A 24,580-nucleotide genomic window follows, 5' to 3' on the forward strand; every position below is an offset into this window, starting at 1 on the left:
GTCGGTGTAAAACTTGTCATTTGTCATAAAGCAACTATCTCCGAGACCAATGTCATTAAGAAAAACTGCCCAATCTCAGAACTGCTCAGAAAAAAGATTTCTCAGTTCTTACTAAAAAAACCTGGCATCGCTTCTAACTCTTAGACTCTTCAACGTCTACTGTTATCGTAAACTCAACCACATTCAGTTTAAACAAAAGTAGCCTATTGTACTGATATTCTCTTATCAGAAAGCCAAGCTAACTTTTATTGTTCAGGATTATGAAACTCAAAAAATCAGTATAATCCTCAATAACTAAATACAAACAATGATACGAAGCTTCTTCAAATTTTCCAGAGAATCTAAAAATATTAGCAAAGTTATCAAAACCATATTACTAATGCCATGAACTTCCTTACTTCTAACGCTAAACTAGAAGTCAAAACAATGCTTAGCAAAGACATCAAACGTCAGGGTTTTAGCTTTCAAAACCTTTTAAATTTTAAGAAGTATGTTTTCATCACGCTAAACATTAAAAAGGAAAACACAATATGGCCCTTTTTCGAGCTTCTCATCATCCATTACAGTTCACAAAAAACGCCTGCTTACGAAATTGCTTTTATGCGAAAAGCAATTTCGTAAACAAGCGTCTACGTTTATTATCATAAGATGAGTGTTTCCGCTAGGAAAAATCCTAGCGGTAGACCAGAGCTAGACTAAGAGTAATATTACTCCATCATCATAACACTCAACAAAATTGATAAAAATTACACTAATTCAATGATTGCCATTGGTGCTGCATCTCCACGCCGTGGTTCAGTTTTAAGAATACGAGTATATCCACCATTACGTTCTGCATAACGCGGAGCTAAATCAGAAAATAATTTTTGAAGAGCAGTAGTTGAAGTATACTTTTCTGTTTCTTCATCATAGTTTTCTGATGCAATTTCATTACGTACAAAAGCAGCTGCTTGACGACGAGCGTGCAAATCACCACGTTTACCCAAAGTAATCATTTTTTCAACTGTTTTTCGGATTTCCTTAGCACGAGCTTCTGTTGTAACAATTGCTTCATTGATAATCAAGTCAGTGGTCAAATCGCGAAGCATTGCTTTACGTTGTGAGCTAGTGCGTCCTAGTTTACGGTAAGCCATGTTTTCCTCCTTTATTTATCGTTTTTTAATCCAAGACCGAGATCTGCAAGTTTTACTTTTACTTCTTCAAGACTCTTACGTCCTAAGTTTCTTACTTTCATCATTTCAGGCTCAGTTTTTTCTGTCAAATCAAATACTGTATTGATACCGGCTCGTTTCAAACAATTGTATGAACGAACTGACAAATCTAATTCTTCAATTGTACGATCCAATACACGATCATCTGAAACTTTCTCTGTTTCTTTCATTACATCAGCAGATTTGGCCATTTCAGTCAAATTAGTGAACAAATCTAGATGTTCTGTTAAAATACGTGCAGAAAGCCCCAAAGCATCTTCAGGAATAATCGTTCCGTCCGTCATAATTTCAAGAGTTAATTTGTCGAAATTATCATTGCTACCAACGCGAGCTGGTTCAACTTGGTAATTAACTTTTTTCACTGGCGTATAGATTGAATCTACCGCAAGCGTTCCTACTGGGGCATCATCTTTTTTATTTTCATCGGCCGGCACATAACCACGACCTGTGTTTACAGTCATGACAGCTTTTAAGCTAGCTCCTTCACCGATTGTAAAAAGATAATGATTAGGGTTTACAATTTCAATATCACTATCTGTTAAAATATCGCCAGCAGTAACTTCTGCAGGGCCTTCAACATCCAGTTCAATTGTCTTTTCGCCTTCGACGTAAGATTTTACAGCAATTCCTTTAATATTTAGAATGATTTGCATCACATCTTCACGGACACCTGGAACTGTATCAAATTCGTGCAATACACCTTCAATATTGATAGACGTTACTGCCGCACCTGGTAGAGATGCAAGAAGTACACGACGAAGTGAGTTCCCCAGCGTTGTACCATAACCACGTTCTAGTGGCTCTACTACAAATATGCCGTAATCTTTATTTTCATCAATTTTTGTTATATTTGGTTTTTCAAACTCAATCATTTAGTTACTCCCTCTTAAACGAAAAGCAGTGTAAAGGTTTATGATTATACACGGCGACGTTTTGGAGGACGAGCACCATTGTGTGGTACAGGAGTCACATCACGAATAGCTGTTACTTCAAGACCAGCGGCAGCAAGAGCACGAATAGCTGACTCACGACCAGAGCCTGGACCTTTAACAGTAACTTCAACTGATTTAAGACCGTGTTCTTGTGCAGATTTTGCGGCAGCTTCAGATGCCATTTGGGCAGCAAATGGTGTAGATTTACGAGAACCTTTAAATCCAAGAGCACCAGCAGATGACCAAGCAATTGCGTTACCATGCACATCAGTAATCATAACAATAGTGTTGTTAAATGTAGCGTGAATATGAGCAATACCAGATTCGATATTTTTCTTCACACGACGTTTACGTGTTGGTTTAGCCAAGACTTTTTACCTCCTTATATTATTTTTTCTTGCCAGCAATCGCAACAGCTTTCCCTTTACGAGTGCGAGCATTGTTCTTAGTGTTTTGTCCACGAACAGGAAGTCCACGACGATGACGGATTCCGCGATATGAACCAATTTCCATTAAACGTTTGATGTTTAAGTTTACTTCACGGCGAAGATCACCTTCCACTTTGATTGCATCCACTTCACGACGGATTGCATCTTCCTGATCAGATGTCAAATCTTTGACACGGATATCTTCTGAAACTCCAGCAGCTGCTAAAATTTTCTTAGATGTTGGAAGACCGATGCCGTATACATAAGTGAGTGAAACAACTACACGTTTGTCATTTGGAATATCAACTCCAGCAATACGAGCCATTTTTTCTCCTTTCTATTATCCTTGACGTTGTTTGTGCTTTGGATTTGCGGGGCAAATCACCATAACACGACCATTACGACGAATAACTTTACAATATTCGCAAATTGGTTTGACCGATGGTCTTACTTTCATTTCTTATCCCTCCAAGTATTTCGATTATTTAAAGCGGTAGGTGATCCGTCCACGTGTCAAATCATACGGACTCATCTCGACAGTAACACGGTCTCCCGCTAAAATACGAATATAGTTTTTACGAATTTTACCAGAAACTGTTGCTAAAATCTGATGTCCATTTTCAAGTTCAACCGTAAACATTGCATTCGGCATTGTATCGACTACTTTGCCTTCAACTTCAATCACATCGTCTTTTGCCACGCAAAAGCACCCCCCTAAATTTCGATTTGTCCCTCTGAATACAGAGGTAACAATTATAAGTCAGACTAACTTATTGTATCACTACTTGTCAAATATTGCAAGCTCGAAAAACGCTTTTATTTCAAATTCATCAAGACTTTTTCAATGTCTTTGAATACGTCACCAATCTCTTGATTCCCTCGAATATCATAAACCAAATTTTGAGAACGATAATGTTCAATAATTGGTGCTCCTTGAGCGATATTAACATCCAAGCGACGTTTCACAGTCTCTGGTTTATCATCTTCACGTTGGTAATAATCTTCTTCATTATAATCTGCCGGTGGATTAAATACTTTATGGAAAGTTTCCCCCGTTTTTTTATGAATAATCCGTCCACTCAAGCGCTCTAGTAGACTATTCGGATCTACATCAATATTGATAACACCATCCAAAACAAGATCAAGGTCAGTCAAAATCTCATCTAACGCATGAGCTTGCTCAATAGTCCGTGGGTACCCATCTAACAAAAAGCCTTTTTCCTTGATATCAGCTTGTGCTAATCGTTCTTTAACAATTCCATTGGTCACTTCATCAGGTACCAATTCGCCTTTATCAATATATGATTTAGCAAGTACACCCATTTCAGTTTGGTTAGCCATAGCTGCACGGAACATATCCCCTGTTGAGATATGCGCAATACCAAATTCCTCAACGATTTTGGCCGCTTGTGTTCCCTTGCCTGCACCTGGCAAGCCCATAATCAAAAGATTCATAATCCTTCTCCTTTTTTGTTTTTAAACAAAATAGAAAGAGTGGGACAGGCTTCAGAAAATCTATGATTTTCGATTTGCTCTCCCACCCCGCAACATAGTCAATTTATGATAAAAAACAAAAATTCATTTTCACCATCAACTATTGCGTTCGTTACTTAACGCAAATTGCTTTTCAAGTATAAACTATCTATCTTTACTTTATTTCTATTCTGTTGTATTCATAAAGCCAGTATATTTTCTCTTTAGAAGATAACCTTCAAGTTGTTTCATTCCTTCAATACCAGTCGCAATAATAATCAACAAACTAGTACCACCCAAAGCAACAGCATCTGTCAATCCAAACAAATCCTTGGCCAAAATCGGTAAAATCGAAATAAAGCCTAAGAAAAGTGAACCAACTGTTGCCAAGCGACGAAGCAACTTGGACATGTATTCCTCTGTACCTTTACCAGGACGTACGCCATGGATATAAGCACCACTCTTTTGCAAATTTTCTGCTGTTTTCTCTGGATTGATTTGTACAAATGTATAGAAAAATGTAAACAAAATAATCAAGAGCGCATACATCGCAATTCCACTTGCCGTTGTGGTTGCAAACAAGGACTGTGCCACTCGAACCCACTGTGCGTTGTGGCCTGTAGCTGTCAAGAATTGGAAGATAGCTGCAGGTGCGGCTGTGATTGAACTTGCAAAGATAACCGGAATAACACCAGCCGGATTGACTTTTAAAGGAAGATATGAACTAGAAGGCGCCCCTTGAGCAATTTTTGTATACTGAATTGGAATTTTATATTCTGCCTGTTGAACGAATGTTGTAAAGTAAACAATAAGTAAAACGGCTATAATCAGAATAGTAACAAAAATGATAGATGAAGTAATACGACTGCTCGGTATATTAACAAAGTAGTCTACATATATACTTTTAATCATTCCTGGGATTGCTGCTACGATACCTGCAAAGATAATCATAGAAACACCATTACCATACCCTTTATCTGTAATTTGCTCCCCTAACCAGGTCACAATCATAGAACCCGTTGTTAAAAGAAAGCCAATTAGCAAATACGTTTGCCAGTTAGGTGTTGCTACTAATTTTGCACTCGATAAGGTATGGAAACCTGCTGTAATACCAATAGATTGAACAAATGCCAAAACTAAGGAAATATAGCGCGTTGCTTGATTTAACTTTCTTCGTCCAACCTCGCCTTGTTTTCCCCATTCTACAAATTTAGGTAAAATATCCATTTGTAGCAATTGAACAACGATGGAAGCGGTAATGTAAGGACTAACTCCCAATGCAAAAACTGAAAAATTCCGCAAAGCATTACCTGATACAAGACTGAGCATATTTAGGAAGGAAAGCCCATTAAGCGCTTGCAAGCTTTTGGCATTAACACCCGGAACAGTAATCGTCGTTCCAATTCTAAATACTAATACAATGAAAATTGTAAATAGAATTTTAGAACGAACTTGTTTAATTTTTAATGCATCTTTTAATAGTTTAAAAAACATAGGTCACCCCACTTAGATGACTTCCGCTGAACCACCTTTAGCAGTGATAGCTTCTTCGGCTGATTTAGAAAATTTAGCTGCTTTAACAGTCAATTTCTTCGTTAATTCACCATTACCAAGAATCTTAACACCAGATTTTTCAGCTTTTACAATTCCTGCTTCAACAAGAACAACTGGAGTTACTTCTGTTCCATCTTCAAAAACATTCAATTGATCAAGATTGACAATTGCATATTCTTTACGATTGATGTTTAAGAAACCACGTTTTGGCATGCGACGGAACAATGGTGTTTGTCCGCCCTCAAAACCAAGACGAACTTTACCACCACTACGAGCTTTTTGGCCTTTTTGACCACGACCAGAAGTTTTACCATTACCAGATGAAGTTCCGCGACCAACACGGTTGCGAACTTTACGAGAACCTGTAGCAGGTTGTAATTCATGAAGTTTCATTATTATTTTCTCCTCTTTTGTAAAATGCTAGCGCTTATACTGAGGAAAAGGTGTCCTCAGTATAAACTCGCCTATACATATATTTAGTTTTAGGGGCTGAGAAAAGTGTCTCATCCCCTAATTTATTTCAATTTAAAGTTTTGATAGCAAAATTATTACTTATTTCACTTCTTCAACAGTTACCAAATGTGATACTGCAGTAATCATTCCGCGTACTGCAGGGTTATCTTCTTTAATAACTGAGCTGTTCAATTTGCCAAGTCCGAGTGCTACAACAGTTTTGCGTTGTGACGGAATACGCCCGATTGGAGACTTAGTCAAAGTAATTTTAATTTGAGCCATGTGATCCCCTTTCTTATGCCAAGTCAGAAACTGAAATACCACGAAGAGCAGCAACTTCTTCAGCGCGTTTTAATTGTTTCAAACCTTCAACAGTTGCACGAACAATGTTGATTGGAGTATTAGAACCAAGTGATTTAGATGTTACATCTGCCACACCTGCCAATTCGATAACGGCACGAACAGCACCGCCAGCAGCAACCCCAGAACCTTCTACAGCTGGTTTCAACAATACTTTAGCTCCACCGAATTCTGAAAGAACTTCGTGAGGAATAGTTGTACCAATCATTGGTACCTCAATCAAGTTTTTCTTCGCATCTTCAACTGCCTTGCGAATTGCTTCTGGTACTTCTTGAGCTTTACCAGTACCGAAGCCTACACGACCATTGCGGTCACCGACAACTACAAGAGCTGCAAAACGAAGACGACGTCCACCTTTAACAACTTTAGTAACACGGTTAATCGCAACTACGCGTTCTTCAAGTTCAACTGCATTGTCTTTAAATGCCATTTTCTAGTGTCCTCCCTATTAGAATTTCAATCCGTTTTCACGAGCTGCATCAGCCAAAGCTTTTACACGTCCGTGATAGAGATATCCACCGCGGTCAAACACCACTTCAGAAATACCTTTAGCAACTGCACGTTCAGCAACGAGTTTACCAACAACAACGGCTTGTTCAGTCTTAGTTCCTTTTGAAACTTCTTTGTCAAGAGTTGAAGCGCTTGCGAGCGTTACACCCGCTACGTCATCAATTACTTGAGCGTAGATGCCTGTATTAGAACGGAAAACGTTCAAACGTGGGCGATCAGCAGTTCCAGAGAGTTTTCCGCGAACACGACGGTGTCGTTTTTGGCGGACTTTGTTTTTATCTGGTTTCGAAATCACAATTTTCACCTCTTAATTTTATTGTATGCCTAAGCACAAAGTTGGAAATCAATATTTTGGTTGAAGAACAACCATATAACATTATTTACCAGTTTTACCTTCTTTACGGCGAACGAATTCACCAACGTAGCGGATCCCTTTTCCTTTGTATGGTTCAGGAGAACGCAAGCTACGAATATAAGCAGCAGTTTGTCCTACTACTTCTTTTGAAATTCCACTCACAACAATAGTTGTTGGATTTGGAAGTTCAAAAGCAATACCTTCAGGAGCTTCTACTTCATCTGGATGAGATTTACCAACTGAAAGCACAAGTTTTTTTCCTTGAAGTTGAGCACGGTAACCAACCCCACGCATTTCAAGTTCTTTCTTGAAACCTTCTGAGACACCATGAACCATGTTGTTCAAAAGGGCACGAGTTGTTCCGTGGATTGTTTTCATTTCTTTTGTATCGTTTGGACGGTGAAGAGTTACTTCAGTTCCTTCCACTCGAATATCGATATCTTTAGAGAACGTACGAGTGAGTTCTCCTTTAGGTCCTTTTACAGTTACAACATTGTCTTTGTTTGTCAATTCGACACCAGCAGGCAATGGAATAACTTTATTACCAATACGTGACATGTTATTTTTCTCCTGTTAGATTATCAAGCCGCAGAGCGACTAGTTTTCACGGGGTTAAAAGATACTTATTGAGTTCAATAGCTAAATTGAACACGCTCTAAGAACTGTGCAAAATAGATAAGTTGGTTTGTTCGCAAACAAACTGCCCCAACTTCCTAATTTTGCTTTGTTCTTTACGAGCTCTGTATCTTGATTTTACCAAACGTAGGCGATTACTTCTCCACCTACATTCTTTTGACGCGCTTCCTTGTCCGTCAACAAACCTTCAGACGTTGAGATAATAGCAATCCCAAGACCGTTCAAGACTTTTGGAAGATCTTCACGTTTTTTGTAAACACGAAGTCCTGGTGTTGAAATACGTTTCAAACCAGTAATAACTTTTTCACCATTTTGACCGTATTTAAGGAATACACGAATGACCCCTTGTTTGTCATCTTCAATGTACTCAACATTTTTTACAAAACCTTCGCGTTTAAGAATTTCAGCAATCCCTTTTTTGATATTTGATGCAGGTACTTCAAGTACTTCGTGTTTTGCTTGATTCGCATTACGAATACGTGTTAAAAAGTCTGCAATTGGATCAGTCATAACCATTTAAATTTTCTCCTCTTACTAGTAGTTTGCAAGTTGCACTTGCTAGTTAATACATGATACAAAGAGCGTAACAGCAAGAGCAAAAATAGGCAATTTGATGCAGGAGCGATGCTCCAAAGAAAATTGGTCTTTTTTGCCAAAGCTGTAGCTCGTGTTCAAATTGGCAAGCCCAACTGAACCCGGGCTAAACTCTGTGTGAAAAAGATAAACTTTCCTAGAAACTTCAGTTTCTTCGTCAAGTTTTCTATTTTCACTTGGAGTTTTGACGCCCTTGATATCTTAAATTACCAAGATGCTTTGGTAACGCCAGGGATTTGTCCCTTGTATGCTAATTCACGGAAGCAAACACGGCAAAGTTTAAACTTGCGGTAAACGGAATGTGGACGGCCACATTTTTCACAACGAGTATAAGCTTGCGTAGAGAACTTAGCTGGGCGTTTGTTCTTAGCAATCATTGATTTTTTAGCCATTTGTTTTACCTCCTATATTATTTTGCAAAAGGCATTCCAAGGCCTGTAAGCAATTCACGTGACTCTTCATCAGTGTTAGCAGTTGTTACGATAACAATATCAAGACCACGAGTCTTATCAACGTCATCAAAGTTGATTTCTGGGAAAATCAATTGTTCTTTCACACCAAGTGTGTAGTTCCCGCGTCCATCAAAAGATTTTGTTGGAACACCATGGAAGTCACGTACACGTGGAAGTGAAACTGAAACCAATTTATCCAAGAATTCGTACATACGTTCACCACGAAGAGTAACTTTTGCACCAATCGCTACACCTTCACGAAGACGGAAGCCGGCGATTGATTTTTTAGCTTTAGTGATAAGTGGTTTTTGACCTGAGATAAGAGCCAATTCTTCAGCAGCTTTTTCAAGGTTTTTAGCATTTGACACAGCGTCACCGACACCCATGTTCAAAACGATTTTATCCACTTTCGGCACAGCCATAACAGATGAGTAGTTGAACTTTTCAGTCAAAGCAGGTACTACTTCATTAAGATATTTTTCTTTTAAACGATTTGCCATTATACTTCTCCTTTCCTTCGTGATTAGTCAAGCACTTCGCCTGATTTTTTATTGTAACGAACTTTTTTGCCATCTACAAACTTGTAGCCAACACGTCCTGCAACACCATTTTTATCCAAGACTTGGACATTTGATACATGGATAGGCGCTTCTTTTTCTACAATAGCACCTTGAGGGTTCTCATTATTAGGTTTTTGGTGTTTCTTGATGATGTTTACACCTTCAACAACCACTTTATTCACTTTTGGAAGTGCGGCAACAACCTTGGCTTCAACGCCTTTGTCCTTGCCAGCAATCACGCGAACTTTATCGCCAGTTTTTACAAACATTGGTTTCTCCTTTGATTTCTTACGCCCTGATGGGCACCCTATCTAGCCAAAGACAGGGGACTTAGTTTGTTCTTTATTAAAGTACCTCTGGAGCAAGTGACACAATCTTCATAAAGCCACCTTCACGCAATTCACGTGCAACTGGGCCAAAGATACGGGTTCCGCGAGGAGTTTTATCATCACGGATAATCACTGCTGCATTTTCGTCGAATTTAATGTATGAACCATCTTTACGACGAGCACCTGATTTAGTACGAACGACAACCGCTTTTACAACGTCACCTTTTTTAACCGTACCACCAGGAGTAGCTTGTTTTACAGATGCGACGATGACATCACCAATGCTAGCGAATTTGCGTTTTGAACCACCAAGAACCTTGATTGTCAAAATTTCGCGAGCACCACTGTTGTCAGCAACTTTCAAACGAGTTTCTGTTTGAATCATTTAAGTTTTCTCCTTTCAGGTAAGATTAGATAATGACAGCTTCTTCTACCACTTCTACAAGACGGAAGCGTTTTGTAGCTGAAAGCGGACGAGTTTCCATAATCCGAACAATATCGCCTTCTTTGGCAACGTTGTTTTCGTCATGTGCTTTGTACTTCTTAGAGTAGTTAATACGTTTACCATAGACTGGGTGGTTACGTTTAGTTTCAACTACAACTGTGATGGTTTTGTCCATTTTGTCAGAAACAACACGTCCGACAAGAACTTTACGATTATTGCGTTCCATTGAAATTCTCCTTCCCTAGTCTATTATTTAACTTCTGATTGAACAGTTTTGATACGAGCGATTTGTTTTTTTACTTCTTTCAAGCGTGCACTTTGTTCTAACTGACCTGCTGCAGCTTGGAAACGAAGTTCAAACAATTCTTTCTTCAATTCATTTTCACGCTTCGCGAGTTCTTCTTGAGAAAGACCACGAAGTTCTTTAACAAATTCTTTTACTTCATTAAGTTTCATGCTTTCTCCTTATTCTGCTTCACGTTTTACGAATTTTGTTTTAACTGGTAGTTTGTGGCTTGCAAGACGAAGTGCTTCACGAGCGACTTCCTCTGGAACACCAGCAATTTCAAACATGATTTTTCCACGTTTAACTGGTGCAACCCAACCTTCTGGTGCACCTTTACCAGATCCCATACGCACACCAATAGCCTTAGCAGTGTATGACTTATGAGGGAAAATTTTAATCCAAACTTTACCACCACGTTTCATGTAACGCGTCATAGCGATACGGGCAGCTTCGATTTGGCGGTTAGTGATCCAGTGACTAGTAGTTGCTTGAAGACCGTATTCTCCAAATGCTACTTCTTTTCCGCCTTTAGCTTCACCGCGCATTTTTCCACGGAATTCGCGACGGTGTTTAACACGTTTAGGTACTAACATTGGTTATTTACCTCCTTTAGTGTTTTTACGAGCCGGAAGAACTTCTCCACGATAAATCCAGACTTTAACACCCAGTTTACCGTAAGTAGTATCTGCTTCTTCCCAAGCGTAATCGATATCTGCACGAAGAGTGTGAAGCGGAACAGTTCCTTCTGAGTATCCTTCGCTACGAGCAATATCTGCACCGTTCAAACGTCCTGATACTTGAGTTTTGATTCCCTTAGCACCTGCACGCATAGTGCGTTGGATAGCTTGTTTTTGAGCACGACGGAAAGCAACACGTTGCTCTAACTGGCGAGCAATACCTTCACCAACAAGATGAGCATCTAAATCTGGTGATTTGATTTCGATAATGTTGATGTGAACTTGTTTACCAGTCAATTTGTTAAGTTTTGCGCGAAGTGCATCAACGTTTGAACCACCTTTACCGATAACCATACCTGGTTTAGCAGTATGAAGTGAAACATTAACTTTATTTACTGCGCGCTCAATTTCGATAGTTGAAACAGCTGCGTCAGCCAATTCTTTTTGAATGAATTTACGGATTGCTAAATCTTCATGAAGGTAATCCGCGTATTCTTTTTCAGCATACCATTTGGCATCCCAGTCACGGATGATACCGACACGCATACCTATTGGATGTACTTTTTGACCCACGATTTTACCTCCTTATTTTTCTGCAACAACCACTGTAATGTGGCTAGTGCGTTTGTTGATTGGTGAAGCTGAACCTTTCGCACGTGGACGAAAACGTTTCATAGTTGGTCCTTCATTTGCGTAAGCTTCAGATACTACCAAGTTTGCTTTTTCCAAACCAAAGTTGTTTTCTGCGTTAGCAATTGCTGAATTGAGTACTTTTTCAATAACGCCAGCAGCTTTGTTTGGAGTGAATTTCAAGATTGCGATTGCGTCAGCAACGTTTTTCCCACGGATATTGTCCAAAACCAGACGAGATTTGCGAGGGGAAACGCGCACTGTACGAGCCATTGCTTTAGCTGAAGTAATTTCTGCCATGTCCTTCTCCTCTCTTATCTACGTGTTTTCTTGTCGTCAGCTGCATGACCTTTGTAAGTACGAGTTGGTGCAAATTCACCAAGTTTGTGACCTACCATGTCTTCTTGGATGTAAACAGGAACATGTTTACGTCCGTCATAAACTGCGATTGTATACCCGATAAAACTTGGAAAAATCGTTGAACGGCGTGACCAAGTTTTAATGACTTTTTTCTTTTCGTCGTTAGCTTGAGCTTCAACTTTTTTCATCAAATGCTCATCGACGAAAGGTCCTTTTTTAAGACTGCGTCCCATTTTATTGTTTTCTCCTTTAAATGTTATACCACAGCGGCTTGCACTACTAATATCATGCTACCGAGCTGGCGGATTTTCTAGTTCTAAAAACTAATTTAAAATTATTTCTCATTGCGACGACGAACAATAAGTTTGTCAGTTTTCGCTTTTTTGTTACGAGTTTTAAGTCCAAGAGCAGGTTTGCCCCATGGAGTAGATGGCGCTTTACGACCAACTGGTGCTTTACCTTCACCACCACCGTGCGGGTGATCGTTAGGGTTCATTACAGAACCGCGAACTGTTGGGCGAATGCCTTTCCAGCGGCTACGTCCTGCTTTACCAAGATTAACCAAGCCGTGTTGTTCGTTTCCGACAACACCAACCGTGGCACGGCAAGTGCCAAGAATCATACGAACTTCACCAGATTGAAGACGAACAAGAACGTATTTCCCTTCTTGTCCCAACACTTGAGCAGAAGCTCCAGCAGCACGTACTAATTCACCGCCATGACCTGGTTTCAATTCAATATTATGAATCAATGTACCGACTGGGATATTAGCGAGTGGAAGAGCGTTTCCGACCTTGATATCTGCTTCTGGTCCAGAAACGATGCGTTGGCCAACTTCAAGGCCCTTAGGAGCGATGATATAAGCTTTCACACCATCAGTGTAATGTACAAGAGCGATATTCGCTGAACGATTTGGATCGTATTCAATTGTTTTAACGACTGCTTCAACACCATCTTTATTGCGTTTGAAGTCAATCAAACGATAGTGGCGTTTGTGTCCTCCGCCTTGGTGACGAACAGTGATACGACCGTTGTTGTTACGACCGGCTTTGTTGTTCAAAGAAACAAGCAAAGTTTTTTCTGGAGTGCTCGTTGTGATTTCGGCAAAATCCAAAGAAGTCATATTACGGCGACCATTTGTAGTTGGTTTATAAACTCTGATTCCCACGATATTTCCTCCTTAGATTATTCTGCTTCAGCACCAAACAACTCGATTGCTTTAGAATCAGCTGTAAGAGTGATAATAGCTTTTTTCGTTTTATTTGTAAAACCAGTATAACGCCCTACACGTTTTGCTTTTGGTTTTACATTGATTGTGTTCACGTTTGCAACCTTTACTCCATCAAAAGCAGCTTCAACTGCTTGTTTGATAAGAAGCTTATGAGCACGAGTGTCCACCTCAAATACGTATTTACCTTCTTCAAGAAGAGCCATTGAGCTTTCTGTAATGATAGGCTTTTTGATTACGTCATACAAATTCATTATGCAAGAACCTCCTCGATTGTAGAGATAGCTTCTTTAGTAACAAGAAGTTTGTCGCTATTTACGATGTCAAGAACACTTGCAGTTGTTGCAGTTGCAACTTTCACATTTGGAAGGTTACGAGCTGATAATGCAGCAAATTCATTTCCTTCTTCAAGAATCACAAGTACTTTTGAATCAATGCTAAGCGCAGCAAGTACTTTCGCAAACTCAGCAGTTTTTGGAGCTGTAAATGAAAGGCTGTCTACAGCTACGAATTTATTTTCAGCGACTTTTTCAGAATAAACCGATTTAAGCGCCAATCTACGAACTTTTTGCGGAAGTTTGTAGGCGTATGAACGAGGAGTTGGACCAAATACGGTACCACCACCACGCCATTGAGGAGAGCGAATAGAACCTTGGCGTGCACGGCCAGTTCCCTTTTGGCGCCATGGTTTGCGTCCGCCACCTGATACTGCCGAGCGGTTTTTGACAGCATGAGTTCCTTGACGAAGACTTGCACGTTGACTAATAACAACATCAAAGACAACTGATTCATTTGGCTCAATACCAAATACTGCATCGTTAAGAACTACTTCACCGGCTTCTTTACCAGTTTGGTCAAATAATTTTACGTTTGCCATTGTGACTGATTTCCCCTTTCCTTATTATTTACCAGCTTTAACTGCTGATTTGATCGTGATAAGAGATTTCTTAGCACCAGGTACGTTCCCTTTAATAAGGATAACGTTTTTCTCTGGAACAACTTGTGCGATCTCAAGGTTTTGAATCGTCACACGGTTGCCCCCCATACGACCTGCCAAGTGTTTATTTTTGAAAACACGGTTAGGTGCAACTGGTCCCATTGAACCCGGACGACGGTGATAACGAGAACCATGAGCCATTGGCCCACGAGATTGACCGTGGCGTTTGATAACCCCTTGGAAACCTTTACCTTTTGAAGTTCCTGTTACATCAACAACATCGCCGGCTGCGAAAGTGTCAACTGTAATTTCTGCACCAACTTCTAAGCCTTCAATGTTTTTGAATTCACGAATGAAGCGCTTAGGAGCCGTGTTAGCTTTTGCTACATGTCCTTTAGCAGGTTTGTTGCTCAATACGTCACGAAGATCGTCAAAACCAACTTGAACTGCGTTGTAACCATCTGTTTCAACTGTTTTAACTTGAAGAACAACGTTTGGAGCTGCTTCAACAACAGTCACAGGGATTAATTCGCCAGCTTCAGTGAAGATTTGAGTCATTCCCACTTTTTTCCCTAAGATTCCTTTTGTCATGAGAAAATGTTTCCTTTTCTATAATTTTTTTCAAAAAGTTTTTAACGAGCGTTTTTTATGCTCTAGTTTAAATCAAACTTTAGATTAAAGTTTAATCTCTACGTTCACACCACTTGGAAGATCCAATTTCATCAAAGCATCAACTGTTTTTTGAGTTGGGTTAATGATGTCGATCAAACGTTTGTGCGTACGCATTTCAAATTGTTCGCGAGAGTCTTTATATTTGTGAGTCGCACGAATGATTGTGTAGAGGCTGCGTTCAGTTGGAAGTGGGATTGGACCCGCAACTTCAGCACCTGTACGAGTAGCAGTTTCTACGATTTTTGCAGCCGCTGTGTCAAGTGTACGATGTTCGTAAGCTTTCAAACGGATGCGGATTTTTTTGTTTGCCATCTTTTTCTCCTTTTTCGTCTATTTAAGATAATAGGCTAGCTCCACAAGAAAACCGACAGGCGATTACGTGGCAATGCAACCGAGCGTGTCGCAACCTCTTGCATCAAAGCTATAAACTGTTTTTCACAGCACCATAATAGAATAACATAAAGCTTTACTGATTGCAAGGGGTTTGCGGATTTTTTGAGATTTTTTTATTTGAAACCGTTCCCTTTTCTTATTAATCTTTTGTTACCTCAGTAAAAAATAAGAAATTGAAAATAGAAAACTTTATTAGCCCTAGGTAACAACAAAAAACTTGGAATTTATTTCCCAAGTCGATTGCTTATTTGATCTATTCTAAAACCCTGTCCAGTCTGGCTGATAAGAACATCCGCTTTATCCTGATATATTTTATAGTAGTGTTCATATTGCGGCCGACGGATGGTGTGCATAGCCGCAACCCCATTCATATCGCGACCGCGAACAGCTGTGTCACGAGCCAAGCGACGCTCTAACTCTGTATCGTCGTCCGTGTAAAAACAAATTGATAAATCAAACAGATTTTTTGGCAAAAAGGCAGCCGACATACCTTCTACTATTAAAATCGGCTTTTGGGCTGATAAGCGCAAGCTAGGCGACCAAGCTGTGCCAATGGTCAGAATATCCAGACCAGACTGCAAGGCGCAAATATCTCGCTTTAGACTCCCGAGCTCATGAACAGCTGGAAGGCAGGCTGTCACTTTTTGATGAGGAAAATCTTTGGAACTCAGCAAATCTCGATACTCCCCAGCAATTACATAAGGATCTGTTTCCAGCAGATTGACTCGTTCTTCACCCAAAGCTAGCTGTAGTTTTCGAGCAAAAGTTGATTTCCCCGAAGCACTATGACCATAAATACGCAGGGTATGGTTTTGGTCGTCTGACAGATAAACTGTCAATCTTTCCAGCAAACTTTCTTCATCAGACATGACTTCTCCTTTCAAATGGAGCTTCTTAGAAATTTCGGCTGGATTTATTGTAGCCGTAGCGCTCAATAAAGTCCTCACGGAATTCCAGCAGGTTGTCATCCATGATGGCTTGACGGACCTTCTTCATAAGATTTAGCAAAAAGTAGAGGTTGTGATAACTGGTCAGGCGGAGTCCGAAGGTCTCGTCCGCTTTGAGCAAGTGGCGGATATAAGCCCGCGTGTAGTTGCTGCAAGTGTAGCAATCACAATCATGGTCAAGCGGAGTGAAATCTTCCTCAAACTGGGCATTTTTAACAACCAGACGTCCTTCACTGGTCATACAGGTACCGTTTCGGGCAATCCGAGTCGGCAGGACGCAGTCAAACATATCGACACCACGGATAACACCATCAATCAAGCTATCTGGCGCTCCAACTCCCATGAGATAGCGAGGCTTGTTTTCAGGCAGCATAGGCGTTGTGAAGTCCAGCACTGCATTCATCTCTTCGTGAGACTCGCCAACAGCCAGTCCTCCGATAGAGTAGCCCGGGAAATCCATGCTGACCAAGTCTTGAGCAGACTGGCGGCGCAAATCTTCAAAGCCAGCACCCTGAACAATCCCAAAGAGACCTTGGTCCTGGGGACGGCGGTGCGCCTTGAGTCCACGCTCTGCCCAACGGCTAGTCCGCTCGATGGACTTCTTAACATAGTCATAAGGTTGGTAGAACTGCGGGCACTCATCAAAAGACATCATGATATCACTACCTAGATTGTTCTGGATGGAGATGGCCTTTTCTGGCGACAAGAACATCTTGGAACCATTGAGGTGATTTTTGAAAGTCACCCCCTCTTCTGTAATATTCCGACTATCTGCCAAAGAATAAACCTGAAAACCACCGCTATCTGTTAAAATAGCTTGATCCCAGTTCATGAACTTGTGCAGCCCACCCGCACGAGCAATCAGCTCATCGCCCGGCCGCAGCCAGAGATGGTAAGTATTGGCCAAGATGATACCAGAGCCCATTTGCTTGAGCTCTTCTGGTGACTGGGTCTTGACTGTCGCCTGGGTCCCAACCGGCATAAACATAGGCGTTGGAAAGGTCCCGTGAGGCGTGATAATCTCTCCCAAACGAGCACCTGTGTGCTTTTCTTTTTTAATCAAACGATACTGAATCGGTGAATCTGACATTTTTACCTCCGATGCTGGGAAAAACAGTCCCAGATCTTCATTCTATAGTGTGTGAATTTCACTTGCTCACAACATCCTGTATGATTTTATCAAAAAAAAGAAGAAAGATAAAGCAATAAAAAACTTTTCTGTCTCTTAAAAAAATATGATATAATGTTGTTCTATGCTCTAGATAGGAGGAAAATATGAACTTAAGTAAATTACGATCAGAGGCTCGTCATATCCAACGGCAAACAAAAGGAATCTCTTCCCTCTTTTTAGTGCCGATTGTAACGGCAATTATTTCCGTTATTTACAATTATTCTTCAGATAACTTGTCTAATAACATCTTACAATACGGCATCAGAAATACAGTTATCCATGGAATCAATCGTTCCTTTTTCCCAATCATAATTAGTTTTATTGTATCTTTCTTTTTAACAGCTGCTTTTTGGACCTTACTTGAAGTCGTTCGCGGAAAACGACAAGAGATACATTTTACAGATTCAGTTCGGACTTTTGATAGTAAAGTAATTGGTCCTGTTTTCAGAACACTTTTGCTCAAACGCGTATTACTATTTCTGTGGAATGTTTTCGTCTGGATTGGAAGCGGCATGATGATTCTAGCTAGTTTTAACGTCATAAAACTCCTACCCAATTCTCAAGCTCTCTCACAAAATACTGCACTTCAGACAACTGTTGGGACATTGTTACTTTATATTCTCATCGGTTTTATTTTGATGGTAATCGGTATTATTATTGCACTTCCTCAATATTATGCTTATTCGCAAGTAGAATTTATTCTTTGTGACACATTAGAAAACCAGAGCTATGAGAGCGCCTTTAAAATTATTCGCACAAGCCGCCAAATGATGAAAGGATATAAAGGTAAGCGATTTGTACTTGATTTAACTTTTATTGGCTGGTACTTGCTAACCGCTATTACTTTGGGGATTGCATCTATTTATGTCTATCCCTACGTTTATACAGCTCAAACTCTTTTCTATGAAGCTGTGCTAAAGGAACAAGATCAGACTCCAATTTTTTATTAATTTCTTGCGTGAAACAATTGGCAATCCAACAAAAGACTTGAACGAACTGTTCAGGTCTTTTGAGTTGTATCCATTTTTCGTAAAATGATTCAGCTAAAGTGTTATATTGAAAACTTTACATGAAAAAAGCCACCAATGGGTGACTTTTATTAGGGAGATTATTATGAAAAAGTTTAGGATTTCTATCAAATAAAGTTAGGAGGTCTTCATTTGATAAACATAGTATAACCAAGTTAGCTTAAATCAACCTTAATTTTTTATAACAAATTGATATTTTTAGAAATTTTTTGAAAAGCATCTTCCAACGAAACCTGATCTGTAAATATCGCTTTCTCCCAACCCAAGAAATCACATTCTTTCCACCAACGTTTCATATCAGCTGGACTAAAGTCTGCTTTCTTGTTCCTCGTTTGGTGACGGCGAACTGTCTCTTCAAATGTTAAATCATAATAGTAAGATAGAACTTTTGGATAAAAGAGAGTATGCAATTTTTCTAGCATTTGCCCATAAATATCTGTTTCATAAAAACCTTCAACGATAACCAACAAATCTCGCTCATAGCCATAGCGGGCGATCATTTCTGTCAAAGAGATTGATAGATTGCCCGGCTTGACCTTTTCTTTCAGCATATCACGGCGAACGATATCTTGTGAAATGAGCAGCGTCTTTCGGCCATAGTATTCTTGCAATTTCTTTGCCAAACTCGTTTTTCCTGAACCAGAATTACCTCTGATAATCACCAATGTTGCCATTTACTCTCCTAAAATCAGACGTGTATGTTCCTGCTTGATACAGCGGTTCATGATAATATCATCCCGACCAGCTGCCCGCAGAATCTGCTCCGCTTCTTCATTTTCCAAACCCAGTTGAGCCCAGAAAATCTTGGCATCTGCTTCCAGAAAATCATGCGCCACATCCGGTAAAAACTCGCTGCGACGGTAAACATCGACAATGTCCACTGAAAACGGAATATCTTTGAGGTTAGCATAGACGGTCTCACCTAAAATTCGACCGCCCGCTGCACGCGGATTAACTGGGACAATACGATAACCCCGCTTCTGCATTTCCATGGACACGCGGTTGCTGACCGTTTCTACTCGATCAGACAAGCCGACAACAGCAATCACCTGACTATTTTTCAGATAATGCTTCACAATTGCATCACTAGGATTTTGAAAATGATATGTCATAAGGTTCCTCCTACTTCATAATAAAATTGGATAGTTTTACAGCACTTGTGCCTTAACGAAACACGCGCTAAAGCCTGGGAAAATAGATAATCCCTTCTAGGAGCATCGCTCTTTCATCGAATTTTCTCCTGTTCTCGCCTTGTTTACAGCCTTTACGTCTTGCGCTTACTTGGCTTCATACCAAGTCTCACCTGCACTTTCGTCCGCTTTCAACGGAACAGAGAGTTCAATAGCAGATTCCATAATCTCTTTAACCAGCGTTTTGATAGCAGTCAATTCATTCGCGGGTACTTCAAGCACAATTTCATCGTGGACTTGTAACAACATTCTACTTTTAAATCGCCCAGCACGCAGAGCTTGATCTAACCGAATCATAGCAATCTTAAGAATATCTGCAGCTGACCCTTGAATTGGTGAATTGATAGCCGTTCTTTCTGCAAATCCTCGAACATTAAAGTTACGAGAATTAATATCTGGGATCTCCCGACGACGGTGGAAGAGAGTTTCTACATAGCCTTTATCTCGAGCCTCTCGTACCACATTTTCCATATAATTCTTAATTCTAGGATAGCGTTCAAAATAAGTATCAATATAAGATTTAGCTTCTTTACGGCTAATCCCCAGATTGTTGGCAAGTCCAAAATCAGAAATCCCATAAACGACACCAAAGTTGACAGCTTTAGCATTCCGACGATCATTTGGTGTCACATCTTCTGGCTTTTCAATACCAAAAACCCGCATAGCTGTCGAAGTATGAATATCAGCTCCATGTCTGAATGCTTCAATTAAATGCTTGTCGCCTGAAATATGCGCCAAAACCCGTAACTCGATTTGCGAATAATCAGAACTAAGTAAAACACTATCCTTCCACTCCGGTACAAAAGCTTTCCGAATTAAGCGTCCTTGCTCCAAACGAATTGGAATATTTTGCAAATTAGGATCCACGCTAGATAGCCTTCCTGTCTGGGTCAAATCTTGAAGATAGCGAGTATGAATCTTCCCGTCTGCCAAAATCCAGTCTTGTAACCCCATGACATAAGTTGACTGAATTTTAGCAATTTGTCGATACTCCAAAATCTTTTCAACAATCGGTGCAATCGGCGCTAAACGTTCTAATACATCTACCGCAGTAGAATAGCCCGTTTTCGTTTTTTTAGTAAAAGACGTTGGCAGCCCTAATTTTTCAAAAAGAATACCTCCCAATTGTTTAGGCGAATTGATATTGAATTCTTCCCCTGCTAAATCATAGATTTCCTGTGTTAACTGAGTCAGAACTCTCTCGTTTTCAACCTGCATCGTTTGCAATGTTTCTCGCTCTACCTTAATACCAGCAATCTCCATTTTAGCAAGTACAAGTGCTAAAGGTTGCTCCATTTCGTACAGGAGATTAAGCTGATCGTGCTGACGCAGCAAATCTAGCATAGGTTGTTCCGTTTCAACAAGAACCGCGACTTTTCTAGCTAAATGATTCAATAAAATAGGCTTTTCAGGCAGTGCCCGCTTAGCTCCTTTTCCATAAATCACCTCATCTTCATCAAGTTTGGTCTTGCCATAAAGGCTAGCAATCGTTGCAATTTCATTGTTGTCAACAGTTGAAAGAAGATACTTAGCTAAACGACTGTCAAACGCCAGTTGTGAAAGTTCAATTCCTAAGCGACTGAGTAAGACTTTAGAGCGCTTCAAATCGTAAACCTTCAAGGCTGTATTTTCTAAAAATTCTTTGAAAATTGGTTGCTGCAAAAGACGAACATCTTGACTAACATAAATCTTCTGGGCATTTCCCCAAGCAAACCCAACCATCTCGTCTATATGGTAGTTGTCCCCTAACATCTCAAAATAGAAAAAATCGTCTGCACTAAGCATCTCTGGTCGGACTTCCATCACTTCCTCAAAAGCAATATCAGCCATTTCTTCTGGCTCTACTTCTGATTCTAGCGCTTGCTTAAATTGTTTAAAGCCCATTTCATCATAGAATCTACCTAGTTGTTTAATATCTGATCCTTGATAGAGAATATCTTCTAAACCGATTTCAATGGGTGCTTGAGTGTCAATAGTGACAAGCTTTCTAGACAAGAAAGCTATTTCCTTATCCTTAATGAGATTTTCCTTCATCTTAGACTGTTTCAGTTGGTCAATATGATCATAAATACCTTCCAGCGATCCATATTCTAAAAGAAGCTTGAGCCCCGTTTTCTCTCCGATTTTAGTCACACCGGGAATATTATCTGATTTATCACCCATTAAAGCCTTGAGGTCAATAAATTGAACAGGACTAATTCCCATCTTTTCCATCAGGTAGGCTGGAGTGAATTCTTCGAACTCAGCCACACCTTTCTTGGAAATCTCCACCACAGTATTATCATCCGTTAGCTGAATCAGATCCTTATCACCACTGACAATGGTCACATCGTAAGGGACAGCCGTCTTTTCAGCCATCTTGTCTAAAGTCCCGATGATGTCATCTGCCTCGTACTGAGCCAAATCATAATAGTGAATGCCCAAGTGCTGCAGCATTTCTCGGATAAAGGGCAACTGCTCACGAAATTCATCCGGTGTCTTGGCCCGACCAGCCTTATAGTCGGCGTACATCTCTGTCCGAAAGGTGGTCTTCCCCGCATCAAATGCCACCAAGATATGAGTCGGCTGCACGCGCTCCAAGAGATGATTGAGCATGAGGTGGAAACCGTAAATAGCATTGGTATGCAAGCCCGATGGACTCTTGAAACGATCAATTTGATTGTACAGTGCAAAAAAAGCACGATAAGCTACAGAAGAGCCGTCGATTAATAATAACTTGTTCTTTTTTTCCATAGGCTTATTATAACACGAAAAAGGTGGACAAAGCCAGAAAAGGCCGTGTGGAAAATAGGTAGAAAATGAATTGAGATTTAAATTTTGCTATAATTATCTTATGCACAACACCTACTATTTTATCCGTCATGCGCATTCTAACTATACACCTGATGAAATCAATCGACCATTATCAGACAAAGGGCGAGAATCCTTGGCACAGATTGAATTTTTAGCAGACAAACCCATTACCGCCATTTATTCCAGTCCTTACCGAAGAGCCATCCAAACGGTTGAGCCTTTAGCTCAAAGTCTAAAACTCGCTATTCAAACCGACAAACGGCTAATAGAGCGAAAGCTAAGCAGTCAAGCAATTGCCGACCAAGATTTTGAACAATGCCTCATGCAACTTTGGTCACAACCGACATTTTCACTTGTCGGTGGCGAGTCAAATCAACAAGCTCAACAGCGAGCCTTAGCTCTTCTTCATGAACTGGAAAGCAAACACCAAAACGAAGAGATTATCATTAGCTCTCATGGTAACCTTATCTGCATTTTACTAAGCGCATTTGACTCCAGCATTGATTATAACTTCTGGTGTGGCCTAAGCATGCCAGATGTGCTAGTTTTAGATAAAGACGAAAAAATCACTCACCTCCTATAAAAGATGGTATCGCCTAGCAAGGCTCGGCTAAATCTTATCGCTCTTATATGTTATGATATAAAAACTAGGAGGTAAAAGATGTTCCCAATCCGTATTACAACTCTTCTGACTGAAGAAATTTATGAGAGATTTTCTTGGGCTATTCTCATACGATGAAAAAGTTTTATTATCTATATCATGGTTATTCTAGGGCTTCTTCTATATCCCATGATTATGATGACTGAGAAGCAAGATATCATTTTTATTATGCTCTTTACAATTTTGGTTTTATTACCGATAGCTTTCTTGGCCTTAAAGTTTCGTATAAAGAGGTCTTATCGCAAGAATCCTTTATGGCAGAACATGGAGGTCACTCTAATATTTGACAAAGAGGCTTTTATCACAAGAAACATACGTGGTGAATTTCGCTATACCTATGATGATATTGTCAAGGTTATTGCGACAAAGAAAGATTTTTATATCTTGATTGGAGAGAGTACTGGCTTTCCTATTGAAAAAAAGAACTGCACTACCGAGGCTCTTGACTTCTTGCTAAAACTGCAGATTGAACACATGTAAAAAAGCAGGCTAGACTGATAATAGATCAGTTCTAGTCTGCTTTTGTTTTTTATTCTAAATTTGAAGCTTATAAACTCAGCAATTGTTCTAAATGCTTGACTGCGTCTGCAAAGCTATCAATGACATAGGTGGCAGCCGCTTGGACATTGGCTGAGGCATGTGTCATACAATAGGAAATATCGGATTTTTCAAACATCGAAATGTCATTTCCAGAGTCGCCAAATGCCACAACTAGTTGATAATGCTTTTTCAAAAGCTGTAAACCACTACCTTTTGAAACATCTTTCGCAGTCACTTCTATGCGAGTGCTCCCTGATTGATAGACTTCTAAGTGGGGAAAATGTTCTTTTAATTCTTTTACATAGACAGACGTTTTCGCCGCTTCTGGACGAATGTTAAACTTGTAAATCTGACGTTGCCGAACCAGATCATAAGGATTTTCTAAGCAAAGGATGGGCATATTCCACAAACGCCGCTTGTCCTCATGGTCAAAGTTGCCAATTCTCTCCTCGCCATCAAGTGCATCAAAAACGAGTTTTTCTTTTTTGAGGTAGTCTAACAAGGCTTGTACATCTGCTGACGCCAATGTTTGAGAAAATAATACATTCCCATTTTCAGCAATCATGGCGCCATTAAAGCCGATTGCATAGCTTAAATGAAGCTGATTACGTTGCGTAATGTAGTTGATTTCCTTGACAGAACGACCCGTAGCAATAGCGAAGTCACTATAACGTGTCAACTTTTGATAAGCTTGCCAGTCTACTGAATTAACATCAACAGAATTTTTCACAAAAGTTCCGTCTAAATCTGTTACACATAAAATCTTATGTGCCAT

The 24,580-nt window shown here is 40.0% G+C and carries 37 protein-coding genes and 2 pseudogenes; 4 read left to right on the forward strand and 35 right to left on the reverse strand.

Going from position 1 to position 24,580, the window contains the following annotated elements:
* Positions 1-399: 399 nt before the first annotated feature.
* Positions 400-528 (forward strand): annotated as a pseudogene (locus PCY10_RS05875) (ISL3 family transposase); the annotation flags it as partial.
* 218 nt (positions 529-746) lie between these two features.
* Here PCY10_RS05875 and rplQ read toward each other — a convergent pair.
* From rplQ to tgt, 31 genes are all read right to left on the reverse strand, one after another.
* Entirely contained in the window at positions 747-1,133 is a 387-nt protein-coding gene (rplQ, locus tag PCY10_RS05880; protein WP_003075160.1) for a 50S ribosomal protein L17, read from the reverse strand.
* 11 nt (positions 1,134-1,144) lie between these two features.
* Entirely contained in the window at positions 1,145-2,083 is a 939-nt protein-coding gene (locus tag PCY10_RS05885; RefSeq protein WP_301558943.1) for a DNA-directed RNA polymerase subunit alpha, read from the reverse strand.
* A gap of 44 nt (positions 2,084-2,127) precedes the next feature.
* Positions 2,128-2,511, reverse strand: coding sequence for a 30S ribosomal protein S11 (rpsK, locus tag PCY10_RS05890; protein ID WP_001118385.1), 384 nt, complete (start codon positions 2,509-2,511; stop codon positions 2,128-2,130).
* Positions 2,512-2,530: 19 nt separating this feature from the next.
* Positions 2,531-2,896: a 30S ribosomal protein S13 gene (rpsM, locus tag PCY10_RS05895; RefSeq protein ID WP_002262317.1), complete on the reverse strand. Its 366-nt coding sequence runs from the start codon at positions 2,894-2,896 to the stop codon at positions 2,531-2,533.
* 15 nt (positions 2,897-2,911) lie between these two features.
* Positions 2,912-3,028, reverse strand: coding sequence for a 50S ribosomal protein L36 (gene rpmJ, locus PCY10_RS05900; protein ID WP_001808836.1), 117 nt, complete (start codon positions 3,026-3,028; stop codon positions 2,912-2,914).
* Positions 3,029-3,052: 24 nt separating this feature from the next.
* A complete protein-coding gene (infA, locus tag PCY10_RS05905) occupies positions 3,053-3,271 on the reverse strand; it encodes a translation initiation factor IF-1 (protein ID WP_001029883.1) in 219 nt (72 codons plus the stop codon).
* Positions 3,272-3,387: 116 nt separating this feature from the next.
* Complete coding sequence (locus PCY10_RS05910) at positions 3,388-4,026, reverse strand: adenylate kinase (RefSeq protein ID WP_003075167.1); 639 nt, start codon at positions 4,024-4,026, stop codon at positions 3,388-3,390.
* A gap of 204 nt (positions 4,027-4,230) precedes the next feature.
* The gene (gene secY / locus PCY10_RS05915) at positions 4,231-5,538 is read right to left on the reverse strand and encodes a preprotein translocase subunit SecY (protein WP_003075174.1); all 1,308 of its coding nucleotides are present in this window, start codon (positions 5,536-5,538) and stop codon (positions 4,231-4,233) included.
* Between the two features lie 12 nt (positions 5,539-5,550).
* On the reverse strand, positions 5,551-5,991 hold the full coding sequence (gene rplO, locus PCY10_RS05920) for a 50S ribosomal protein L15 (protein WP_003075177.1): 441 nt from the start codon (positions 5,989-5,991) through the stop codon (positions 5,551-5,553).
* 159 nt (positions 5,992-6,150) lie between these two features.
* Positions 6,151-6,333, reverse strand: a complete 183-nt coding sequence (gene rpmD / locus PCY10_RS05925; RefSeq protein WP_002894509.1) for a 50S ribosomal protein L30 — start codon at positions 6,331-6,333, stop codon at positions 6,151-6,153.
* Positions 6,334-6,346: 13 nt separating this feature from the next.
* Positions 6,347-6,841: a 30S ribosomal protein S5 gene (rpsE, locus tag PCY10_RS05930; RefSeq protein ID WP_003075180.1), complete on the reverse strand. Its 495-nt coding sequence runs from the start codon at positions 6,839-6,841 to the stop codon at positions 6,347-6,349.
* 18 nt (positions 6,842-6,859) lie between these two features.
* Positions 6,860-7,216 (reverse strand): 50S ribosomal protein L18, encoded by a 357-nt coding sequence (gene rplR / locus PCY10_RS05935; protein ID WP_003040651.1) that lies wholly within the window; start codon positions 7,214-7,216, stop codon positions 6,860-6,862.
* Positions 7,217-7,297: 81 nt separating this feature from the next.
* Positions 7,298-7,834: a 50S ribosomal protein L6 gene (rplF, locus tag PCY10_RS05940; RefSeq protein WP_003075182.1), complete on the reverse strand. Its 537-nt coding sequence runs from the start codon at positions 7,832-7,834 to the stop codon at positions 7,298-7,300.
* A gap of 195 nt (positions 7,835-8,029) precedes the next feature.
* The gene (gene rpsH / locus PCY10_RS05945; protein ID WP_003075184.1) at positions 8,030-8,428 is read right to left on the reverse strand and encodes a 30S ribosomal protein S8; all 399 of its coding nucleotides are present in this window, start codon (positions 8,426-8,428) and stop codon (positions 8,030-8,032) included.
* 284 nt (positions 8,429-8,712) lie between these two features.
* A complete protein-coding gene (locus PCY10_RS05950) occupies positions 8,713-8,898 on the reverse strand; it encodes a type Z 30S ribosomal protein S14 (protein WP_001085697.1) in 186 nt (61 codons plus the stop codon).
* A 17-nt stretch (positions 8,899-8,915) separates the two neighbouring features.
* On the reverse strand, positions 8,916-9,458 hold the full coding sequence (gene rplE, locus PCY10_RS05955; protein ID WP_003075186.1) for a 50S ribosomal protein L5: 543 nt from the start codon (positions 9,456-9,458) through the stop codon (positions 8,916-8,918).
* 23 nt (positions 9,459-9,481) lie between these two features.
* Positions 9,482-9,787, reverse strand: coding sequence for a 50S ribosomal protein L24 (gene rplX / locus PCY10_RS05960; protein ID WP_003026539.1), 306 nt, complete (start codon positions 9,785-9,787; stop codon positions 9,482-9,484).
* Positions 9,788-9,863: 76 nt separating this feature from the next.
* Entirely contained in the window at positions 9,864-10,232 is a 369-nt protein-coding gene (rplN, locus tag PCY10_RS05965; RefSeq protein ID WP_003075188.1) for a 50S ribosomal protein L14, read from the reverse strand.
* 25 nt (positions 10,233-10,257) lie between these two features.
* Positions 10,258-10,518, reverse strand: coding sequence for a 30S ribosomal protein S17 (rpsQ, locus tag PCY10_RS05970; RefSeq protein ID WP_000440801.1), 261 nt, complete (start codon positions 10,516-10,518; stop codon positions 10,258-10,260).
* A 23-nt stretch (positions 10,519-10,541) separates the two neighbouring features.
* Positions 10,542-10,748, reverse strand: a complete 207-nt coding sequence (gene rpmC / locus PCY10_RS05975; RefSeq protein ID WP_003075190.1) for a 50S ribosomal protein L29 — start codon at positions 10,746-10,748, stop codon at positions 10,542-10,544.
* Positions 10,749-10,757: 9 nt separating this feature from the next.
* Positions 10,758-11,171: a 50S ribosomal protein L16 gene (rplP, locus tag PCY10_RS05980; protein WP_003075193.1), complete on the reverse strand. Its 414-nt coding sequence runs from the start codon at positions 11,169-11,171 to the stop codon at positions 10,758-10,760.
* A 3-nt stretch (positions 11,172-11,174) separates the two neighbouring features.
* Positions 11,175-11,828: a 30S ribosomal protein S3 gene (rpsC, locus tag PCY10_RS05985; RefSeq protein ID WP_003075195.1), complete on the reverse strand. Its 654-nt coding sequence runs from the start codon at positions 11,826-11,828 to the stop codon at positions 11,175-11,177.
* A 12-nt stretch (positions 11,829-11,840) separates the two neighbouring features.
* Positions 11,841-12,185, reverse strand: a complete 345-nt coding sequence (rplV, locus tag PCY10_RS05990) for a 50S ribosomal protein L22 (RefSeq protein WP_003075198.1) — start codon at positions 12,183-12,185, stop codon at positions 11,841-11,843.
* Positions 12,186-12,199: 14 nt separating this feature from the next.
* Positions 12,200-12,478 carry a 30S ribosomal protein S19 gene (gene rpsS / locus PCY10_RS05995; protein WP_000533765.1) on the reverse strand — a complete coding sequence of 93 codons (279 nt, stop codon included), beginning with the start codon at positions 12,476-12,478 and terminating at the stop codon, positions 12,200-12,202.
* Positions 12,479-12,579: 101 nt separating this feature from the next.
* Entirely contained in the window at positions 12,580-13,413 is an 834-nt protein-coding gene (gene rplB / locus PCY10_RS06000; RefSeq protein ID WP_009569582.1) for a 50S ribosomal protein L2, read from the reverse strand.
* A gap of 17 nt (positions 13,414-13,430) precedes the next feature.
* On the reverse strand, positions 13,431-13,727 hold the full coding sequence (locus tag PCY10_RS06005) for a 50S ribosomal protein L23 (RefSeq protein ID WP_003075202.1): 297 nt from the start codon (positions 13,725-13,727) through the stop codon (positions 13,431-13,433).
* The gene (gene rplD / locus PCY10_RS06010; RefSeq protein WP_003029483.1) at positions 13,727-14,350 is read right to left on the reverse strand and encodes a 50S ribosomal protein L4; all 624 of its coding nucleotides are present in this window, start codon (positions 14,348-14,350) and stop codon (positions 13,727-13,729) included. Before rplD ends, PCY10_RS06005 begins: the two co-directional genes overlap by 1 nt.
* A gap of 24 nt (positions 14,351-14,374) precedes the next feature.
* On the reverse strand, positions 14,375-15,001 hold the full coding sequence (gene rplC / locus PCY10_RS06015; protein WP_003029484.1) for a 50S ribosomal protein L3: 627 nt from the start codon (positions 14,999-15,001) through the stop codon (positions 14,375-14,377).
* 84 nt (positions 15,002-15,085) lie between these two features.
* Positions 15,086-15,394 carry a 30S ribosomal protein S10 gene (rpsJ, locus tag PCY10_RS06020; protein ID WP_002894478.1) on the reverse strand — a complete coding sequence of 103 codons (309 nt, stop codon included), beginning with the start codon at positions 15,392-15,394 and terminating at the stop codon, positions 15,086-15,088.
* 305 nt (positions 15,395-15,699) lie between these two features.
* Complete coding sequence (locus tag PCY10_RS06025; protein ID WP_041787603.1) at positions 15,700-16,344, reverse strand: uridine kinase; 645 nt, start codon at positions 16,342-16,344, stop codon at positions 15,700-15,702.
* Positions 16,345-16,369: 25 nt separating this feature from the next.
* Positions 16,370-17,512, reverse strand: coding sequence for a tRNA guanosine(34) transglycosylase Tgt (tgt, locus tag PCY10_RS06030; protein ID WP_003077263.1), 1,143 nt, complete (start codon positions 17,510-17,512; stop codon positions 16,370-16,372).
* A gap of 185 nt (positions 17,513-17,697) precedes the next feature.
* Here tgt and PCY10_RS06035 point away from each other — a divergent pair, with 185 nt between their 5' ends.
* Positions 17,698-18,543, forward strand: a complete 846-nt coding sequence (locus tag PCY10_RS06035) for a DUF975 family protein (protein ID WP_020999218.1) — start codon at positions 17,698-17,700, stop codon at positions 18,541-18,543.
* A gap of 257 nt (positions 18,544-18,800) precedes the next feature.
* Here PCY10_RS06035 and PCY10_RS06040 read toward each other — a convergent pair whose 3' ends face one another.
* From PCY10_RS06040 to polA, 3 genes are all read right to left on the reverse strand, one after another.
* Positions 18,801-19,295, reverse strand: coding sequence for a kinase (locus tag PCY10_RS06040; RefSeq protein WP_009569587.1), 495 nt, complete (start codon positions 19,293-19,295; stop codon positions 18,801-18,803).
* A complete protein-coding gene (locus tag PCY10_RS06045; protein ID WP_020999219.1) occupies positions 19,296-19,733 on the reverse strand; it encodes a CoA-binding protein in 438 nt (145 codons plus the stop codon).
* A 165-nt stretch (positions 19,734-19,898) separates the two neighbouring features.
* On the reverse strand, positions 19,899-22,544 hold the full coding sequence (gene polA, locus PCY10_RS06050; protein WP_021003292.1) for a DNA polymerase I: 2,646 nt from the start codon (positions 22,542-22,544) through the stop codon (positions 19,899-19,901).
* Between the two features lie 100 nt (positions 22,545-22,644).
* Between polA and PCY10_RS06055 the strand changes: the two genes are divergently transcribed.
* Together PCY10_RS06055 and PCY10_RS06060 are read left to right on the forward strand one after the other, a co-directional pair.
* Positions 22,645-23,187 (forward strand): histidine phosphatase family protein, encoded by a 543-nt coding sequence (locus PCY10_RS06055; RefSeq protein WP_003077284.1) that lies wholly within the window; start codon positions 22,645-22,647, stop codon positions 23,185-23,187.
* Between the two features lie 78 nt (positions 23,188-23,265).
* Positions 23,266-23,745 (forward strand): annotated as a pseudogene (locus PCY10_RS06060) (YcxB family protein).
* A 67-nt stretch (positions 23,746-23,812) separates the two neighbouring features.
* Here the strand turns inward: PCY10_RS06060 and PCY10_RS06065 are convergent.
* Entirely contained in the window at positions 23,813-24,580 is a 768-nt protein-coding gene (locus PCY10_RS06065; RefSeq protein WP_021003293.1) for a Cof-type HAD-IIB family hydrolase, read from the reverse strand.

It is taken from the genome of Streptococcus sp. SI1, from assembly GCF_030439945.1.
GTDB classification, from domain to species: domain Bacteria; phylum Bacillota; class Bacilli; order Lactobacillales; family Streptococcaceae; genus Streptococcus; species Streptococcus intermedius.